The sequence below is a fragment of the Roseibium aquae genome (assembly GCF_008711285.1).
Taxonomy (GTDB): domain Bacteria; phylum Pseudomonadota; class Alphaproteobacteria; order Rhizobiales; family Stappiaceae; genus Roseibium; species Roseibium aquae.
In genome coordinates, this window is record NZ_VXDC01000007.1 from 104613 (window position 1) to 123305 (window position 18693).

General features: G+C 61.8%; 18 protein-coding genes and 1 riboswitch. Of the genes, 7 read left to right on the forward strand and 11 right to left on the reverse strand.

The features are described from left to right. Positions 1–39: 39 nt before the first annotated feature. Complete coding sequence (locus F0184_RS12475; protein WP_150496527.1) at positions 40–750, reverse strand: DUF2927 domain-containing protein; 711 nt, start codon at positions 748–750, stop codon at positions 40–42. A 286-nt stretch (positions 751–1036) separates the two neighbouring features. Between F0184_RS12475 and F0184_RS12480 the strand changes: the two genes are divergently transcribed. Continuing rightward, positions 1037–1747 carry a protein phosphatase CheZ gene (locus F0184_RS12480; RefSeq protein ID WP_208998457.1) on the forward strand — a complete coding sequence of 237 codons (711 nt, stop codon included), beginning with the start codon at positions 1037–1039 and terminating at the stop codon, positions 1745–1747. Between the two features lie 117 nt (positions 1748–1864). Continuing rightward, positions 1865–2524 (forward strand): DNA-3-methyladenine glycosylase I, encoded by a 660-nt coding sequence (locus F0184_RS12485; RefSeq protein ID WP_150496529.1) that lies wholly within the window; start codon positions 1865–1867, stop codon positions 2522–2524. Positions 2525–2540: 16 nt separating this feature from the next. Here the strand turns inward: F0184_RS12485 and hisG are convergent, their stop codons facing one another. From hisG to hisS, 3 genes are read right to left on the reverse strand one after another with little or no spacing between them, the layout of a single operon-like run. After that, positions 2541–3539 carry an ATP phosphoribosyltransferase gene (hisG, locus tag F0184_RS12490; RefSeq protein WP_150496530.1) on the reverse strand — a complete coding sequence of 333 codons (999 nt, stop codon included), beginning with the start codon at positions 3537–3539 and terminating at the stop codon, positions 2541–2543. Further along, complete coding sequence (locus F0184_RS12495; RefSeq protein WP_150496531.1) at positions 3536–4696, reverse strand: ATP phosphoribosyltransferase regulatory subunit; 1161 nt, start codon at positions 4694–4696, stop codon at positions 3536–3538. The genes hisG and F0184_RS12495 overlap by 4 nt, the downstream gene beginning before the upstream one ends. Before the next feature lie 3 nt (positions 4697–4699). Further along, positions 4700–6223: a histidine--tRNA ligase gene (gene hisS, locus F0184_RS12500; RefSeq protein WP_150496532.1), complete on the reverse strand. Its 1524-nt coding sequence runs from the start codon at positions 6221–6223 to the stop codon at positions 4700–4702. 252 nt (positions 6224–6475) lie between these two features. On the opposite strand from hisS, the gene F0184_RS12505 reads away from it, so the two are divergent. The 5 genes from F0184_RS12505 (at position 6476) to F0184_RS12525 (ending at position 11409) form a co-directional block, all read left to right on the forward strand. After that, a complete protein-coding gene (locus F0184_RS12505) occupies positions 6476–7636 on the forward strand; it encodes a glycosyltransferase family 2 protein (protein ID WP_150496714.1) in 1161 nt (386 codons plus the stop codon). 12 nt (positions 7637–7648) lie between these two features. Then, complete coding sequence (locus tag F0184_RS12510) at positions 7649–9181, forward strand: ArnT family glycosyltransferase (protein WP_208998458.1); 1533 nt, start codon at positions 7649–7651, stop codon at positions 9179–9181. A gap of 86 nt (positions 9182–9267) precedes the next feature. After that, positions 9268–10065 carry a ChbG/HpnK family deacetylase gene (locus F0184_RS12515; RefSeq protein ID WP_150496533.1) on the forward strand — a complete coding sequence of 266 codons (798 nt, stop codon included), beginning with the start codon at positions 9268–9270 and terminating at the stop codon, positions 10063–10065. Between the two features lie 197 nt (positions 10066–10262). After that, on the forward strand, positions 10263–10943 hold the full coding sequence (locus tag F0184_RS12520) for a Crp/Fnr family transcriptional regulator (RefSeq protein ID WP_208998478.1): 681 nt from the start codon (positions 10263–10265) through the stop codon (positions 10941–10943). A 64-nt stretch (positions 10944–11007) separates the two neighbouring features. Continuing rightward, the gene (locus tag F0184_RS12525) at positions 11008–11409 is read left to right on the forward strand and encodes an acyl-CoA thioesterase (RefSeq protein WP_150496535.1); all 402 of its coding nucleotides are present in this window, start codon (positions 11008–11010) and stop codon (positions 11407–11409) included. A gap of 27 nt (positions 11410–11436) precedes the next feature. Here F0184_RS12525 and F0184_RS12530 read toward each other — a convergent pair whose 3' ends face one another. The 7 genes from F0184_RS12530 to groL form a co-directional block, all read right to left on the reverse strand. Beyond that, positions 11437–11745, reverse strand: coding sequence for a hypothetical protein (locus tag F0184_RS12530; protein WP_150496536.1), 309 nt, complete (start codon positions 11743–11745; stop codon positions 11437–11439). A 44-nt stretch (positions 11746–11789) separates the two neighbouring features. After that, a riboswitch (SAM-I-IV-variant riboswitch) is annotated at positions 11790–11907 on the reverse strand. A 56-nt stretch (positions 11908–11963) separates the two neighbouring features. Beyond that, the gene (locus F0184_RS12535) at positions 11964–12695 is read right to left on the reverse strand and encodes an ABC transporter ATP-binding protein (protein ID WP_150496537.1); all 732 of its coding nucleotides are present in this window, start codon (positions 12693–12695) and stop codon (positions 11964–11966) included. A gap of 2 nt (positions 12696–12697) precedes the next feature. Next, the gene (locus tag F0184_RS12540; RefSeq protein ID WP_150496538.1) at positions 12698–13936 is read right to left on the reverse strand and encodes an ABC transporter permease; all 1239 of its coding nucleotides are present in this window, start codon (positions 13934–13936) and stop codon (positions 12698–12700) included. After that, positions 13933–14937, reverse strand: a complete 1005-nt coding sequence (locus F0184_RS12545) for an efflux RND transporter periplasmic adaptor subunit (protein WP_150496539.1) — start codon at positions 14935–14937, stop codon at positions 13933–13935. Before F0184_RS12545 ends, F0184_RS12540 begins: the two co-directional genes overlap by 4 nt. Before the next feature lie 129 nt (positions 14938–15066). Next, positions 15067–16068: an NADP-dependent oxidoreductase gene (locus tag F0184_RS12550; RefSeq protein ID WP_150496540.1), complete on the reverse strand. Its 1002-nt coding sequence runs from the start codon at positions 16066–16068 to the stop codon at positions 15067–15069. A gap of 224 nt (positions 16069–16292) precedes the next feature. After that, positions 16293–16505 (reverse strand): SlyX family protein, encoded by a 213-nt coding sequence (locus tag F0184_RS12555; protein WP_150496541.1) that lies wholly within the window; start codon positions 16503–16505, stop codon positions 16293–16295. Positions 16506–17001: 496 nt separating this feature from the next. After that, a complete protein-coding gene (gene groL / locus F0184_RS12560) occupies positions 17002–18642 on the reverse strand; it encodes a chaperonin GroEL (protein WP_150496542.1) in 1641 nt (546 codons plus the stop codon). Positions 18643–18693: the final 51 nt, after the last annotated feature.

Sequence of the window (18693 nt, forward strand, 5' to 3'; positions counted from 1 at the left end):
GCATTGTGTGTTAAATATGGAAGAATCAGGTTTTCTTGGTTAATTTACGCGCCGTTTCGCATCCCGCGCGACCAGCGGCAAGACGGTTTCGACCTGTTCGGCCGACATGCCAGGCTCAATCCGGGGGTCGTACAGCATGTTCAAAATGATCTGGTCGAACACGGTGAAGCGGCTGTGGCGGGATTGGTCGTTGAACACCGAATGCGTCAGCCGGTCGTCGTCGTTCATCGGTCCGAGGCCCTGTAGGACCTCTTCGACAAGGCAGCGGCGGAACAGGAATTCGCCTTCATCCGAGACTATGACGGCGGCTGAGCGCTTGATCCCGTTGCGTCCCGATACCACTCGGACCAGGCAGCGGCCCGGCGCGTCGGCCCGCAGGTCCTTGTAGACGTCGCGCCGCACGACCTCGGGATATTGCGATCTGTCCACCACGAAGATCTCGAAATTCGCCTGTCCCGGATCCCGCACGAGGCTTGCCTCAAGGCCGGCGATCTTGGTGCCGATTTCGGCGATGAACCGTTCCACGACCTCGCGGCGGTCTTTTCTCGACAGCCCGTGAACATAAAAGCGCACGGGAACCGTGAATTTCTTCACCAGATAGGCTCGCCAGCTCCAGGCGCGGTACTCCAGTCCGAAAACCGTCTTGTGAAAGCCGTCCAGCAGCTCGCGGGTCGTGAAGCTGCTGGCCTCTGCCGGCTTCCCTGTCGTGCTGAGAAAGATCATGAGAGCGGTGATTAGGGCGGCGCGCATTCCAAGCCGGACGGGTCACGGGCGAAAGACGCCCACATGGGGGGAGACCCCAAATCTGTTCGGAAATGAGGCCGGTGACACGACAATATCCAGACCGAAACGCCTTAGAAAGTGAAAAGAAGCAGGCCCGGAACAGGTTTCCTTGGCTTGAGTGGCATCTGCGAAACGAAATCTTTAATTCTCCGTGGGAAATAGAGGGCAACGGTAAGCCGCCAGGCATGTGACAGGGCACAAGACAGGAGAAGGCATGGCCGCGGTCAAAAGATCCTTCCGAGCAGAGAGCTTGATGAAACTTCAGGCGGGCATCAATGACGATCCCGCCTTTACCGAAGAACGTCGCCACCAGGAACTGTTGGGAGAGCTGGCTGCCGTCAAAAACCTGATCGTGACCACGGCTGGGCAACAACAGACGTTGGATCCGCAAGCCATGGGCGAGAAGTTCATGGAAGAGTTTCGGAAGGAAATGTCCGAAGCGGCCAAGCTGAAGGTGGAACTGGACGCGATCTACGAAGCGATCGCCCAGACAAAGCGCGAAATCGCGACCCTGCACCATACGACCGGTACGGATGGTGACGACATGGCGCGCGTGACCAATGAACTGGACGCCGTCGTCTCGGGGACGGAGGGCGCCACCGAACAGATTCTGGCTGCGGCCGAGTTTATCGATGAGACCGCCAACACCCTTTCGGCCCGGATCGACGGCCAGGATGCGGAACTGGCCAACGATATCCAGGAACGTGTAATCCAGATTTTCGAAGCCTGTAACTTCCAGGACCTGACGGGACAGCGCATCACCAAGGTGGTGTCGACCCTCCGTTTCATCGAGGACCGGATCATCCAGATGATGGACATCTGGGGCGGAATCGAGAGCTTCAAGGATATCGAGATCGACAAGAAAGCCGCCGCCGAGGGCGATGCGGCGCTGCTCAACGGCCCGGCCCTTGAAACCGATATGGACGTGGCGACCCAGGACGATATCGACGCCCTGTTCGCCTGAGCGCGCACGGCGGTTCGGATTTGGCGAAACCGGCCGATTGGCCGGTTTTCTTTTTGGGTTGGTTTGGTAGACTGGCGCCGAACAAAACGTGAATATCCCGACGCCGGAGACACTCTCATGCCCAATTCAGAGCGCCGCGCTCATGATGAAACGACCGGCCTGATTTTGGGCGCGGACGGGAAAGCAAGGTGCTGGTGGCATCAGGATCTCGAAGATTACCGGCTCTACCACGATACGGAGTGGGGATATCCGGTCACGGACGATCGGCGGCTTTTCGAAAAGATTTGCCTGGAGGGGTTTCAGTCCGGTCTGTCCTGGCTGACGATCCTGCGCAAGCGGGACGGGTTCCGGGCGGCCTTTGCCAATTTCGAATGCGAGGCGGTCGCAGAATTTTCGGACAAGGACATCGAGCGGTGTCTGGTGGATGCCGGGATCGTCCGCCACCGGAAGAAAATCGAATCCACGATCAACAACGCCAAGAGAGCGATCGAACTGAAAGCGGAGTTCGGATCGCTGGCCGCGTATTTCTGGCGGTTTGAGCCCGATCCCGCCTCACGCCCGGACCGGATGGATTTCCCGACGGCCCGGACCCTGGCGACGTCGCCGGAAAGTGTGGCCCTGTCCAGGGACCTGAAAAAGCGCGGCTGGAGTTTCGTTGGCCCGACAACTGTTTACGCCTTCATGCAGGCCATGGGGCTGGTGAACGACCATCTGGAGGGCTGCTGCTGCCGGGAGCCGATTGAAGTCGAACGGTCAAGCCTGAAACGCCCCGGCTGACCGGCCTGCAGGCCGGTCATTCCCCTGTGTTCGCCCAAGCCTTCCCGGCCCGTTCGGCAACGCGCTCGGCGAGCGGGGAATAGAACCGGTTTTCCCGGGTAAAGACATATTCCAGTTGCTCGACAGTGACGGTCTCGGCTCCGTGATCGATCAGCGTCTGCGCGCACCCGGCGACCGCTTTTTGCGGGCACAGAATTTCGATGTCCTCGGAGTGACGGGCCGCATAGGGCAGGGTCGCCCCAAGCGCTTCAACCGCCGTCCAGGCCGCCTCTTTGTCCGCCACTCTGGCCCGGATCCGGCGCGACGTGCGGGCCGTTTCCTCGGCCGCCACCCGGTTCAAGACCACGCGGGCCCCGGACAGCGCTTGATCCGACCAATCCGCCGACATGGACGCCACGAGATGGGCCTGGCTTTTCAGGATCACACCGTCCGAGAGGATTTTCAGGTTGTTGGCCTCGAGCGTCGAACCGGTTGTCGTGATGTCGACAATCAGTTCGGCGGAGCCAGCCGCCGGCGCGCCTTCGGTCGCGCCCGCGCTTTCCACGATCCGGTAGTCGGCAATGCCATGCTCGGCGAAATGCGCGCGGGTCAGCGTCACGTATTTGGTGGCCACCCTGAGGCGCCGTCCGTGCCGCGCCCGGAAGTCCGAGGCGACGTCTCCAAGGTCGGCCATGGTGTCGACATCGATCCAGGCCTTCGGCACGGCGACCACGACATCCGCTGGCCCGAAGCCGAGCGGCGTCACCAGATGAATGCTGGTCTCGGGATCGGTGATGCTTTCATGAACCAGATCCAGCCCGGTGATGCCGAAGTGAACGCTGCCCTCGGCAAGTTCGCGGGCAATTTCCGAGGCCGAAAGGAACGCGATCTCGACATCGCCCAGGCCTTTGATCGCACCGCGATAATTCCGGGCCCCGCCGGGCTGCACCACCTTCAGGCCCGCGCGGGCAAAGAAGTCATGAGTGTTTTCCTGAAGGCGGCCCTTGGAGGGAATGGCGATGATAAGCTTGCTCATGCGCACATCTCCTGTGCTGCGGCCACCCGGTCGAGCCAGATGGAAAAGCCGATGGCGGGAATGTCCTCACCCGCGCCAAGAAGGTTCAACAGCCTGTCATACCGGCCGCCGCCGACCAGCGGCCCGCCCTGATTTCCGGCGGGTCCGTAGATCTCGAAAATAAAGCCGGTGTAGTAGTCGAGCCGGCGGCCGAATCCGGCATGGAAGGTCATGTCGGACGGTTCCAGGGATTTCCCGGCGAAGGCCGCGACACGAGCCTCGAACGTGTCGATGGCGGCGGACAGGTCCATCCCATGGGAGTTCGCGAACGCCGTCAGCAGGTCGCCGGCCCGGTCGCAAGGGGCCTGAAGCGCGAGATAGTCCTTTAGGATCCTGGCGGCCGACGCAAGGTCCGCCGTCCCGCTTGTCAGCGCGGCCTGTTCCAGAAACCTTTGGGCGATTTCCGAAGCGCTGCGGCCGCTGACGGTCGAGATCCCGGCAATGGACAGCAAATCCTCGACGATGGTTTGCGCCGCGTCCGGATCTGAACCATGGAGCGCCGCCAGAAGTCCGGAGCGATTGTCGGCGTCCATCTGATCGCCCGCGGTCCCCGCCATCCGGTCCAGCGCGGCATCGAGCTTCGCCCCTTCGCCGAACAGATCGCGCAACCGGCGCTGCCAGACATTCGGCAGGCCAAGCGCACTCAAGACCGCAACAAACAGACCCTCATCGCCGATCCGGATTTGCGGTTCGGCAATGTTGAAGCCGTGGATCGCCTTGACGCTCAGGGCGAGCATTGCCGCGTCGGCCGCGTTGATATGGGGATCGCCGAAGCTCTCGGCGCCGATTTGCGGAATTTCGCCCAGTCCCTCCGCGCGCTGGCGGAACACCGGGCCGTGATAGCAATAGGCGGCGGGTTTGCTGGCGCCGAAGGCGTCCAGATGCGCCCGGCACACCGGAATGGTGAAGTCGGGCCGCAGGCACAGGTCGACACCATTCGCGCCGCTGGTGAGATAAAGGCGGCGGCGGATATCCTCGCCGGTCAGGTCGAGAAAGAGATCGGCCGGTTGCAGGATCGGCGGATCGGCCAGGGTGTGGCCAGCCTTCCGGAAAAGCGCGAGCGCGGCGTCGATCTGGCCGGCCTCGGGAGCTTTCATGGTCTGCGCGCTGCCGGCCATGGATCAAGCCTCCGCCGCTTTGCGCCGGTCTTCGGCCTGCTGGCCCAGAAGCTCGCTGACCTTGGCGACAAGCTCGCCGCGTTTGACGGTCATCTGCGCCGGACGGCTCTCGCGCCAGGTCACGTTGTCGGCGATCTCCTCCGACAGCCGCTTGCCCTCGATCAGGTCCTTGATCTGGATGTCTCCGGCCGCGAATTCGTCCGAGCCCTGAATGATGGCGATCGGGCAGTTGCGCCGGTCGGCATATTTCAACTGGTTGCCGAATTTCTTCCAGTTGCCCTGATACATCTCGGCGCGGATGCCCGCGTGCCGCAGTTCCTGAACCATTTGCTGGTAGCGGCCAAGCGCGTCGGTGTCGCCGTCCATGACGGTGACCAGAACCGGCGCGACCACATCGACTGTGTTCAGCTTGCCAAGGTTTTTGAGCGCCGTCATCAACCGGGACACCCCGATGGAAAAGCCGGTCGCCGGAACATCGCGGCCGGTGAAGCGTTTGACCAGACCATCATAGCGTCCGCCACCGCCGACGGAACCGAACTGGACGACCTCGCCCTTCTCATTGGTCACGTCGAAGAGAAGCTCGGCCTCGTAGACCATGCCGGTGTAGTATTCGAGACCGCGGACAACGGACGGGTCGGCGATGATCCTATCCGTTCCATAACCGCATGACTGAACCAAGTTTACCAGATCCCCAAGGTCTGCGCCTGCGTAGGAAATATTCGGGTGTTCGTCAAAAATATAGTCGAGGTGCTCGTTGAAAGACTTTGGACCAGTTTCAATACTTTTCGTGTCTATCAGCTTTGCAATCATGTCTATCTGAATTGCGCCTAAACCCGCTCCCTTCGTGAAGTCGCCGCTCTCATCCTTGCGGCCCTCACCAAGCAGAAGCTTCACGCCCTCAATACCGAACTTGTCCAGCTTGTCGATGGCTCTGAGAACCGTCAGGCGGCGTTCTGCATTCTCTTCGCCGCCAAGGCCGATGGCCTCCATCACGCCGTCCAAAACCTTGCGGTTGTTGACCCGGATGACATACTGGCCGCGCGGGATGCCGAGGGCTTCCATCGTATCGGCCATCATCATGCACATTTCCGCATCCGCCTGAACGCCCGGCGCGCCGACGGTATCGGCATCGAACTGCATGAACTGGCGGAATCGGCCCGGACCCGGCTTCTCGTTCCGGAACACCCAGCCGGCGCGGTAGGTGCGGTAGGGAAGCTGGATCTCGTTGATGTTTTCCGACACATGGCGGGCAAGCGGCGCGGTGAGGTCGTAGCGCAGGCTCATCCACTGCTCGTCGTCGTCCTGCACCGAGAACACCCCGGCGTTTGGCCGGTCCGTGTCGGGCAGGAACTTGCCGAGGCAGTCGGTGTATTCGAACGCGGGCGTCTCGACCGGGTCGAAACCGTACTGCTCATAGACCTTGCGGATCTTGAGGAGCATTTCATCGGTCGCGCGAATGTCGTCGGCGCTGCGGTCCACGAAGCCGCGCGGCAGGCGGGCCTTCAGTTTGCTCGGTTTTTTGGCCATGAGGTTCGAGTGTCCCGGCGAGATCGTTGCGGTGCCGCATCCAGACCAAAATGCTGGTAAACGGTCCTTTATTCTGTTCGCGCTGTCCTAGACGAAAGCTCTGGGGAGGGCAAGGCGCGCCTTGCCTTGCAATTGCCTCAAAGACGGCTATGGTCCGCGCACTTTGAGACACGAGGCGCCCCGCAAGCCGGTCCGGTGCCTGCCAGTACCGCGCTCCTGCGCCCGGACCACAACCACGTGAACGAACAGACAATGGACCAGGCCGCTCCGCTGATCCCCACCTACGAAGAGACCGGATCGGTTCCCGGCCTGCCCGTCGAGGCCCGTGCCGCCGAACTCACGGTCATCCTGCCGACCTTCAACGAGGCCCGGAATATCCCCGTGGTGCTGGAGCGGCTGGCCGTGGCACTCGACGCCGTTGCCTGGGAAGCCGTGATCGTGGACGACAATTCCCCTGACGGGACCACGGAAGTGGCCCGGGCGATCGCCGCGAACCATCCCACTGTGCGGGTGATCCGGCGTGTCGGCCGGCGGGGACTGTCCGGGGCCTGTATCGAGGGCATGCTGTCCAGCTCGGCACCTTTCGTGGCCGTGATGGACGCCGACCTGCAGCATGACGAAACGCTGCTGCCGAAAATGCTGGCGGAGCTGCGCACCGGGCAAACCGATCTGGTCGTCGCCAGCCGCAACGTCGAGGGCGGGTCCTCGGGGACCGGCCTGTCAAGCATCCGGGCCTGGGGCTCGGGCATCGCCAACACTCTGGCGAAGAAACTGCTGCATGTGGATCTGACCGATCCGATGAGCGGGTTTTTCATGGTCCGCCGCGAAAAGGCGGAGGAACTGGCGCCCAAACTCTCCGCGCAAGGATTCAAGATCCTTCTCGATCTTGTCTCCAGCGCCAAGGGGGCGCTGAGGATCAAGGAACTCCCCTTCACCTTCAAGGAACGGCTGCACGGGGAAAGCAAGCTCGACACGCTGGTCACGCTGGACTATTTCGGCCTCCTGCTGGCCAAATATTTCGGCAACATTGTTTCGGTCCGCTTTTTGATGTTCGGGCTCGTGGGTGCCAGCGGCCTGGTGGTGCATCTGATCGCCCTGCGGCTGTTCCTGGTTGTTGGCGGGCTGGAGTTCAATCTCGCGCAAACCGGCGCCTCCTTCGTCGCCATGACCTCGAACTTCTTCCTCAACAATCAGCTCACCTACCGCGACCGGCGGCTGCATGGCTTGAACGCGTTGATCGGTCTGCTGACCTTCTATGCGGTGTGCTCGGTCGGCGTTCTCGCCAATGTCGGGGTCGCCAACCTGATCTATCTCGATCCGAGCTACTGGTGGTTCGCCGGTGCCGCCGGGGCGATCATGGGCGCGGTGTGGAATTATGCGGCCAGTTCCGCGCTCACCTGGCGCAAGTCCTGACGAGGCGGTCCCGTGTCCAAGACAACCACACCGGGGCCGTTGCCGGGGCCGCTTCCCGCCTTTCTGCAGCCGCGCTTTCTGTTTGCTTTGGTGGCTGCACTGACGCTCGCGAAACTGCTTGCGGCCTGGGGCGCGCATTTCGTGGAGGACGAGGCCTATTACCGGATTTGGGGCCTCAATCCCGCGCTGTCCTATTATGATCACCCGCCCATGATCGGCTGGTGGATCTTCCTTGGACAACAGGTGTTCGGGGATACCATTTTCGCCGCGCGGGTGCTGGTGGTCCTGTCGTCCGCCGTCGGGTCCCTGGTTCTGTGGCGCACCGCTTTCGTGTTGTTCGAGGCCCGCACCGCCGGGTGGGCGGTCCTGTTCTTCAACACGTCCATCCTTGTCGGCGTGGGCGGAATTCTGGCAACGCCCGATGCCCCTTCCGTGTTCTTTTGGGGCTTGAGTTTCTGGGCGTTGGCCGAACTTCAAACCTCGCGCAACGCCAACTGGTGGCTGGTGGTGGGCCTGTTCGCGGGACTTGGCCTTCTCTCGAAATACTCGGTGCTGTTTCTGGGCGCGGGGATTGTGCTCTGGCTCCTGTGGGTGCCGGAAGCGCGGCGCTGGTTCGGGCGTTGGCAGCTCTGGGCCGGAGGCCTCCTTGCGGTGGCGCTGTTTTCCCCGGTCCTTTATTGGAACCATCTCCATGACTGGGCGAGTTTTGCCAAGCAGTTCGGCCGGGCCGGCTCGGATGGCGGCTACACGCTCAAATATATCTTCGAGTTCATCGGCGCGGTCGTCGGCCTGCTCAATCCGCTGATCGCGGTTCTTGCCTTCATGGGCGCTGCCAAGCTTGCGCCGCGCGTTTGGCAGCGTGACGCAACCGCGTCGCTCGTTCTTCTCACGCTTCTGCCGTTTTTGCTTTACCTGACCTACCACTCGCTACATGCAAGGGTCCAAGGCAACTGGCCCGCCCCGCTGTTTCCGGCCATGGGTCTTCTTGCGGCCGTGTTTGTGGCCCGTCTCGATGAACGTGCGCGGATCTGGCGCGGCCTTGCCATTGGCGGCGTCGTCCTCGGTGCGGTGGTTGCCTGTGTGGTTCAGCTTCACGCCGCCATCCCGCTGTCCGGCGCCCTTGGCCGCAAGGACCCGACCCATCAGTTGCGCGGCTGGCCGGAGATTGGCCGCAAGATCGAGCGGATCGCGGCCGAGACGGGTGCGGACTATGTGCTCACGAGCGGTTACGGGTTGAATGCCCAGATCGATTTTCTCTTGAAAGACCGGCTTCCGGTTTACCAGGTGAACGAGCGGATCCGCTACGTCATGGCGCCGGACCCGGATCCGGACAGCCTGACGGGGACCGGACTTTACGTTGCGGAGGACCGGCGGGACGCGCATGAGCGGTTCAAGGAGTTTTTTGGCAGCGTTGAGCTTGTTGCGGAACTGCCCCGCACTGTCAGAGGCGAACGCCTTGAAGACATTCGGGTTTACGAGCTGATACGGCCAAGCGGGATGCCTCTGGATCCGGTCGGGGGGACGGGGCCGGACGGCCGGGACTAAGGAACCGCAAACCGGGGACTTGAAAAGACCGCTTACATGACGCAGGGATAGGCAATCCGGCGTAGTGTTTTCTGGATGAATATCCCATGAAGCGGGTCACGCTTGGCGCCCTGGATTACGGCGTCTCCTTCAGTGTCGATAGAACCCTCAGGCAGCTCCTGGAAAGGGGCAGGCTGAGCGCGGTCGGGTGCCTGGTGGCCAGTGACCTGTGGTCGCGCGAGTTCAAGCCCTTGCAAGAGGTGGTCGACGGTCTGGCGCACCGGGCCCTGACCGGGGTCACCCTGGCCTTCAGCGGGGACCGGGTCCGGCCCTTGAGTGTCCGCATGCGCGCGACCTATGGCGATGTCATGCCGGCCGCCTCCAAATGGGCCCACCGATCCATGCTGCGCCTGCTTCCCGACGAGTTGCTGAAGGAAGAGGCCGAGGCTCAGATCCGGCGTTACTCCGATCTGATGGGCCGTGCGCCGGACCTTGTCGCCGTTCGGGACGGTTTGTTGGCCCACCCGGCGATCGCCCGCATCGTGACCGATGCGGTGCGGGTCAACGAAGGGCAAACCCTGCCGGTGCTGATCTCGCCGACAGACGTTCCACGGCTGCAGAACCGGCTGGTCAAACACGCCGCCAAGGCGGGATTGAAAGTCTTGCCGAAAGGTCCCTCGCTGCCCGAAACCTCGGACCCCGAACGGCTTCATCTGCTGTTGAAGCGCCATTTCGACGGACTTGCCGACATGAGCTTCGTGGCCTCTATACCCGGCCGCGCCGACAACCGGCTGCGGCGGGACGAGCCTCGGGACAAGATTGCCATCCGTGAATGCCAGCGTGAGGTTTTGTCGAGCCAGCGCTTTTTCCAGACCCTGGTTGAAAAAGACGTCTATCTCCACTGAGGTTTTCCGGACCGCAAAGAAAAAACGACCCTGCGGGGATCAGGGTCGTCTTTCGGCTGGAGGCCGGGGAAGAGGATGGTCAGGCTTCCGGTTCCCGTTGGTTGATATGGGGATTGTTTCCCGGTTTGCACGTGATACAGGTCACAAACGGGTTTCCGGCGAAGGCGGGGACATGGAGGACAGGCAGAGTGGCCGCGATGCAGCAGTTTCTGGAAAACAGTTTCTCGCTTCAAGGATTGTGCCCGGAGCTTGCGGAAGGTCTGTCCCGCATTTCACGGCCAATGACGCTGCCGGCCGGGTCGGTCCTGTTCGAGGCCGGGGATCCCGGCAACGGCTGCTATGCGTTGCTGGAAGGCAGCTTGAAGGTTGCCCTGATTTCGCTCGAAGGAGATGAGCAGTTGCTGGCGGTTCTCGGACCCGGGGATCTGGTCGGAGAGTTGGCCCTTTTGGACGAACGGCCGCGCTCCGCCACGGTGACGGCGCTGAAGGAGGCCCGCCTGTCATTCATCGAAAAGTCCGCCTTCGACCGCTTCGCGACCGATAACCCCGCGATCTACCGGCACATGCTGTTCATCGTCGGCAAGCGTTTGCGCAATTCCAATGACGTTCTGGCGGCCAGATCGTTTCTGCCGTTACCGGGCCGGGTCGCGCAGACGCTGCTGCAGCTTTCCGAAACCTTCGGCAAGCCTTTGGACAACGGCCGGGTGCTGATCCATTACAAGCTCAGCCAGTCGGACATTGCAAACATGACCGGCGCGGCCCGCGAAAATGTCAGCCGGGTTCTCAATGATTGGAAACGGGGTGGAATTATCAGCCGGATTTCCGGCTATTACTGCCTTGAGAAACCGGATTTTCTGCAGCAGGCTGCCGCGCTATAGGCATGCCAGCCGGGTCGGACAGCCGGTTTATTGGCGATTTTGAAAATTTGCGAGGAGTGCCCGCATGAGTGACGAGCAGCCCCAGGGCGAACTGACTTTGCGAACCATGGCCATGCCGGCCGACACCAATGCGGCGGGCGATATCTTCGGGGGATGGGTTCTGTCGCAAATGGATCTCGCCGGCGGGATTGCGGCCGGTCAGCGGGCAGCGGGGCGGGTCGTCACAATTGCCGTCGACAAGATGAAGTTCATCCGTCCGGTCCATGTTGGCGATGTCCTGTGCGTGTACAGCCGCGTGGGCCGCGTCGGGACATCCTCCATGGAAATCATTCTGGAGGCCTGGGCACTGCGCCACCGCTTCGGCCACCGCGAGAAGGTGACCCAGGCAACCTTTACCATGGTGGCCGTGGATGAAGACGGCCGCCCGCGTCCGGTGCCGAAGGAACAGCCCATCGCGGGGGCATAGGCGGCGCCGGGAAGAGCGGCGGCGGGGTCAGGCTTTCGCGCGCCGGCGGGCCAGAATGTCGGCAAACAGGCGTTCGTCGATGGCGTAGCCGCATCCGCTGTTCCACAGGCGGAACAGTTCGTTGAAACGCTGAAGGCGTTCGGGAAGGCTCAAAGGCGGATAGTGACGCGCCAGGCCGGCTGTAACCCGGCGGTTTTTCAAGCGCACGAGAACGGTGTTCTCCGCCGCTTCCAGCCAGGCTTCAAGGCCGAGCGACTGGACCGCCTCGTCATAGCAGGCCGTCTTGGCGGATGGGAGTTGTTCGCCGGAGCGTATGGCGAGAGTGACTTGAGACAAAATAAATCCTCCATCGGTTGCCCGAGGAGGACTGGCGCATGACGTCGGAACCGCTTCGTTGTCTTTTCGCGGATGCACGAAAAGACCGCATCCCTGGTGCGGAAACCACCTTGCCCGGTCGGCAGGTTGGCGAGGGCGCCAGCCCTTCTCTTGATGATGGACGGCTTATGACATGCCCGTGTCAGTTTGACAAGCTTCGTTCCTTTTGGTCCGCAAGGCTAGTCCCTGACGCTTGGCGGAAGGATCTGGTCGGTGTCGATCGCCCCGTCCACCAGATGGATCCGCCTTTGCATCCTGCTGGCCAGGTCCATGTCATGGGTGACAGCGACAATGGAGGTGCCGGTTTCCGTGACGATGGACTGCAGGGTATCGAAGACCTGTTCGGTGGCGCGGCTGTCGAGGCTCCCGGTCGGTTCGTCCGCGAGGATCAGGCGGGGAGCGTTGGCGAGCGCGCGGGCCACGGCCACCCTTTGCCTTTGGCCGCCGGACAATTCCGCGGGCAGCCGGTCCACATAGTCGGCCAGACCAAAGTTCTTGAGCAGGTCAGTGGCCCGGGTTTTTTGTTGCTTCGGGGTCAATGCTCCCAGTCTCTGCATGGGGATCATGACGTTGTCGCGGGCGCTGAACTCGGGAAGAAGGAAATGGAACTGGAAGACGAAGCCGATCTGCTCCAGCCGGATCCGGGCCAGGTCCTTTTTCGGCAAGGTGTGGGTTGCCTTGCCGTGAATGAGGACTTCGCCGGCGGTTGGCCGGTCGAGCAGGCCGAGCAGGTAAAGAAGCGAGGACTTGCCTGAACCGGATGGGCCGGTGATCGCGACGAATTCCCCGCAGCCAATCGTGAACGACACGTTCTGGACGAGGGTGACCGGAACCACGCCCGGAAGGATCCGGGTCAAACCGCGGGCTTCGAGGAGGGGAGTCCCTTGGACAAGAGGCCGGTCGCCAGCCATGGCTACGTGGCTCCGCGGATGATGTCCACGGGGTTCAGCCGCGCCGCCCTGCGGGCGGGAAAGAAGCCGGCGACACCGGCCGAGATCAGGGCAATGCCGCTCGCGATGGCATAATGCCAGACGGACATGTAGATCGGCAGATGCGTCATTTCCCGGCCCACGGAGAACTCGAAGCGGATGGTCGAGAGGTAGCTGGACAATCCGTACCCCAACAGGCAACCGGCCAGTGCGCCGAGGATGCCGATCACCAAGCCCTCGAGCACAAAAATTAGCTGGATATCGTGTTCCGGAAATCCGAGCGATTTCAGTATGGCGATGTCCCGGGCCTTCTCGTGCACGATGGTCGAGATGATATTGAAGATCCCGAACCCGGCGACCACCAGGATTGCTCCGACCACCGTGTACATGATCACGTTCCGGACGGCGAAAGCCTCCATCAGCCCTTCATTGGCTTCCTCCCATGACACGGCCTTGTAGCCAAGCTGCCGTTCGGCCCGCTCCGCCACGGCCGGAGCCTCGGCGATAGTGTCGAGGCGCAGCGTGATCCGGTTGATGACATTGGGTTTTTCCAGAAGGATCTGGACCGCTTTAAGCGGTGCATAGGCCAGAGCTTCATCGCTTGCGCTCACGCCCTTATGAAAAATTCCGACGATCTTGAAACGCTTGGAGAGGCCCGAAGCGCTGGTCACTGTCACCGTATCCCCCAGATCCGCTCCGAGGCGCCCGGCCGCACTGTCACCGATCACCAGACTGTCCGGCGTTGTGGCAAGGTCCTCGAACCGGCCCCGGCGCATGTCATCCTTGATCGTGGACACCGAGAGTTCGTCTGTGGGGACAACGCCCACAAGCGTCATGCCCAGATCCTGCCCGCTGTAGCGCAAGACCGCCTGGCCGCTCAGCTGTTGGGCAAGGTTGCCGTCGACCCAATCCCGCAGGGACGCCATGGCTTCCGTTGGGTTGCGGATCCCCCCGATGTCGTCGAGCGGCCGCAGCCCGTGAAAGGCGACCGCTTGATAGAACCGGCTGGCTGGCTGGAGGGTGGGATCGCGTTTTTCGTCGCGAATTTCGACATGCGGAATGGCGTTGATCAAGGACTCGACGAAATCGCGTTGGGAGCCTTGCATCAAGGCGGCCATGGCAATGGAAAATCCGACGCCCAAGGCAACGCCCAGGGTCGAGACGATGGTTTGCCTGAGGCGGTTGCGCACGTGGGTTCCCGCGATTTTGAAAAGCAGGTTCACGAACCGGCTCCCTCTGTCGCGGCAACCCGCTGTCCGTCTTTAATGTCCGACCGGTAGGGGGTGACAAGCTTGGTGTCCTCGTCCAGTCCCTCCAGCACCTCCACGGCGCGTGTGCCGCGAATGCCTGTCTTCAGCCACCGCCGTTCGGCCCGGCCGTCCTCTGCAACGATGAGGACGGTGTCCTTGTCCAATGCCGCGGCCGGGATGAGGAGTGTGTCGCGAACTTCCCTGGTGATGATGTTGAGCTCAACCGTCATGCCGATCCGAAGCGGCGTTTCATCCGGCAGGCTCAGATACACCCGGTAATTTTTCAAAACCGGATCCCCTTTCGGCGTGATCCGTTGCACGGCGGCTTCGAGCTCTTGATCGGGAAAGGCATCCGCGCGGACCAGTGCCCGCTGGTCCGTGGAGACCTTCGGAATGTCCTCCTCATTGACCTCGGCGACCAATCTCAGCGGCCGGGGCTGCCCGATCCAGAACAGAATGTCGCCCGGCGCGGCAACCTCACCGATCGCGCCATCCTGACGCAAAACCATCCCCGTCATGGGCGCCAGAATTCGATAGTCGTTCAGCCGTTCCCGCTGGGCCGCGAGCAGAGCGTTGATTTGCACAAGCTGGCTCTGGGCGCGGTCGTAGGTGTGCTGGCTGATGACGCGCCGTTCCAGCAACTCAAAGGCCCGCTCCCGCTCCGATGTCGCCAGCTCCTGACGGGCTTCCAGTTCCTTCAGCGTGGCCCTGGCGTCACCGCTGTCCAGAACTGCCAGTTCGCGCCCCTCTTCGACCCATTCGCCTTCGCAATCGCACAAGGAGACGAGGCGTTCGCGCACGACGGGTGTTACCTTGGCCCAGTGGACCGGTTCCACGACCGCGGTCGCGTAGACCACCTCGGCCGCGTCTCCCCGGTAGGGATGGGCGATTGTGACCTCCACCGGCCGCTGCCAGGCCAACAGGGCAGCACCCGCCAAGCCGGCAAGGACAGCGATAAGGGCCAAGCGGCGCATACTTGCTCTCTCCCGTTGCAACGGGAGAGAGTCTTATCGGCGTTATGCCGCCGTGCCTTGGGCTGGATCAAATGCCTGGCTGCGCGGCGCAGGGAGTTCTGCCCGGAGCGACTTCCCAACGCCCGATGCTTAACGGGCCGACACCTTGACGACCAGCTTGCCCTTGTTGGTACCATCGAACAGCCGGTTGATGACCTCGGGTGCATTTTGCAGCCCTTCCGCGATGTCCAGCCGGTACTTCAGGTGACCGGATTGCATCAGCTTTGCGAGTTCCGCGAAGATTGCGGGATACTTGTCGAAATGATCGGTCATGACGAAGCCCTTCAACGTCAGGCGTTTGCGCACAATGGCGGTCATGTCCGGGTAAGCATCCGGCTGCTCGCCGTTATAGACCGAGATGAAGCCGCACATGATGATCCGCCCATGCGCCTTCATGTTCTGCAGGGCCGCGGCAAACGGCTTGCCTCCGACATTCTCGAAGTGGATATCGATGCCTTCAGGGGCATGTTTCTCCAGTTCCGCGGGCAGGTTGTCGGTCCGGTAGTTGAGCGCGACGTCGAAGCCCAGGTCCTTTACAAGCCAGTCGCATTTTTCTTGTGTACCGGCGATCCCGATAACCTTGAGGCCGAGGGCCTTGCCGATCTGGCCGACAAGCGATCCCACGGATCCGGCCGCGCCGGTCACGCACAGGACTTCCCCGGATTTTGGCTGTCCCTCATTTACCAGACCGTGATAGGCGGTGGCGCCGGCAAGCCCGAGGATCCCCATATAGTCTTCCATGGCAACGGAGGCGGGGACCCGGTTGAGTTGACCCGGCCCAATGTCGAGGTACTCGGTCCAGCCGACGAAGCCGGTGACCCAGTCGCCCATCTGGTAGGCGTCCGTCTTGCTTTCCTCGATCACGCCGATGCCGAGCGCACGCATTGTGTCTCCGATCGGGACCGGCGGCACGTAACTCCGGGTGTCCGGAGAGACCCAGCCGCGCATGGCCGGATCGAGCGAGACATACACGACGCGAACCCTGGCCTTTCCGTCTTCAAGCTCCGGCAGGTCCTCGGTCACGGTGTCGAAGTGATCTGGTGAAAAACGTCCGGTCGGACGGCTTTTCAGGGTCAGGCGTGTGTTCTTCATGTCTGGAAATCCTGCTTGAGTTTGGGGCGCATGGCTCCGGCCGGCACCATGTCTGGAATTGTGGGGGAGGGAACCGGGCGCATGCCGGAGCGAGAGCCCTTCCTGACACGATTGTATCGCCCCGCGACCAATCGAATCTGGAAAATGCTCTACCCCACCAAAAGTGCGGGCAGTTCTTCCCGGTCAGGTTGGAACGGTCGCTTCAACCTGACCAGATAGTGCCACTAGTAGTGCGGCGGTTTTTCTGACGCTGGGATCGGAACCGCCGTGTCCGCCAGCTCCGCAAGTTGATCGGTCATGAGAAGCAGGTGCTTCGACATCTTGTCGATGGTCCGTCCTTGCTCCGTCACGATGGTGTTGAGATCGTCGATGACGCGTTGCGCGTGGGCCAGATCGATCTCGAGCTTCTCGACACGGCTGGTCAATTCCTCGGTCATGATAGCGATCCTCAGGTCGGGCTGTGCGGGTGATAGGGAATGGGTTTGCCGCGCTTATCTGACACCCATGTAGGAGGTGGGCCCTGCGGGTGCAACCGACTGCCTCCGGCCGGATTGCGTTGCGAAGATTTTCGGGAACCGGGCCTTCGCGCGAGCAGAAAGAGGCCGGCACAGGGATGAATGAGGTCATCCCGGCCAAACGAAGTACGAGCCGGGATCGGAGAACCGCAAACTTCTGTTCTGGAAACCCATAGTCTATGAACCCCGATCCCGGATTTCCGCTGCGCTGCATCCGGGATGACGAAAACGGGGTTTGTCAGCGATCTGGGCCGGCCCGGGAGCCGCCCTTTCCGTAAAGCCTATGAGCTTTGGGCTTTTTGAAAGCCCATGCCGTCCCCTGTGCCGCATAGCGGCACAAACCGACGATGATAGACGGTCAACGCAAAAAGGGGCGGCCCGCAAGCCGCCCCTTCCGCAAGACTTATGAGTGGTTGGCTTAGAAGCCCATGCCGCCCATACCGCCCATGTCACCGCCCGGCATAGCCGGGGCGTCTTTTTTTGGCAGTTCTGCCACCATTGCTTCGGTGGTGATCAGGAGACCTGCGACGGACGCTGCGTCCTGCAGAGCGGTGCGCACGACCTTGGTCGGGTCGATGATCCCGGCTTCGATCATGTTCACGAACTCTTCGGTCTGAGCATTGAAGCCGAAGGACACGTCGTCGTTTTCCTGGATCTTGCCGACCACGATGGAGCCTTCGACACCGGCGTTCTCGGCGATCTGACGGATCGGAGCTTCCAGAGCGCGAAGCACGATCTTGATGCCGGCCATGATGTCCGGGTTGTCGTTGGTCAGGGCCTCAACAGCCTTTTTCGCCCGCAGAAGAGCGGTACCACCGCCCGGGACGATACCTTCTTCAACCGCGGCGCGGGTCGCGTTCAGGGCATCGTCGACGCGGTCTTTTTTCTCTTTCACTTCGATTTCGGTCGCACCGCCGACGCGGATCACGGCAACACCGCCGGCGAGCTTCGCCAGACGCTCTTGCAGCTTTTCGCGGTCGTAGTCAGAGGTGGTTTCCTCGATCTGCGCCTTGATCTGGGCAACGCGGCCTTCAATGTCGGCCTTCTCACCGGCACCATCCACAATGGTGGTGTTTTCCTTGGTGATTGTGACCTTCTCGGCGGTGCCGAGCATGTCGAGGGTGACGTTTTCCAGCTTGATGCCGAGATCTTCGGAGATCACGGTGCCGCCGGTCAGGATCGCGATGTCTTCCAGCATGGCCTTGCGGCGGTCGCCGAAGCCCGGTGCCTTGACGGCTGCGATTTTCAGGCCGCCGCGCAGCTTGTTGACAACCAGGGTTGCCAGGGCTTCGCCTTCAACATCTTCAGCGATGATGAGCAGCGGACGGGAAGACTGTACGACAGCTTCCAGGATCGGCAGCATGGCCTGCAGGTTGGACAGCTTCTTCTCGTGCAGAAGGATGTACGGCTTTTCGAGGTCCGCATTCATCTTTTCGGCGTTGGTTACGAAGTACGGAGACAGGTAACCCCGGTCGAACTGCATGCCTTCGACGACTTCGAGCTCGGTCTCCAGGGACTTTGCTTCTTCGACGGTGATCACACCTTCGTTGCCGACCTTTTGCATGGCTTCGGCAATGTCCTTGCCAACCTGCTCGTCGCCGTTTGCGGAGATGGTGCCGACCTGGGCAACTTCCGCGGAGGTGGTGATCGGCTTGGAAGCAGCTTCCAGTGCCTTCACGGCTTCAGCGGCGGCAAGATCAACGCCGCGCTTCAGGTCCATCGGGTTCATGCCAGCGGCAACAGCCTTGGCACCTTCCTTGACGATGGACTGGGCGAGAACAGTCGCGGTCGTGGTGCCGTCACCAGCGATGTCGTTGGTCTTGGAGGCAACTTCGCGCACCATCTGCGCGCCCATGTTTTCGAACTTGTCTTCAAGTTCGATTTCCTTGGCGACAGACACACCGTCCTTGGTGATGCGAGGTGCGCCGAAAGCCTTGTCGAGGACCACGTTGCGGCCTTTCGGGCCGAGGGTCACCTTTACAGCGTTTGCGAGGGTGTCGACACCGCGCAGCATGCGCTCGCGGGCGTCAGAGCCGAACTTTACGTCCTTGGCAGCCATAGTCTTAATCTCACTTGTCTTGAGGAATGATGTTTTCGACGGATAGGGACG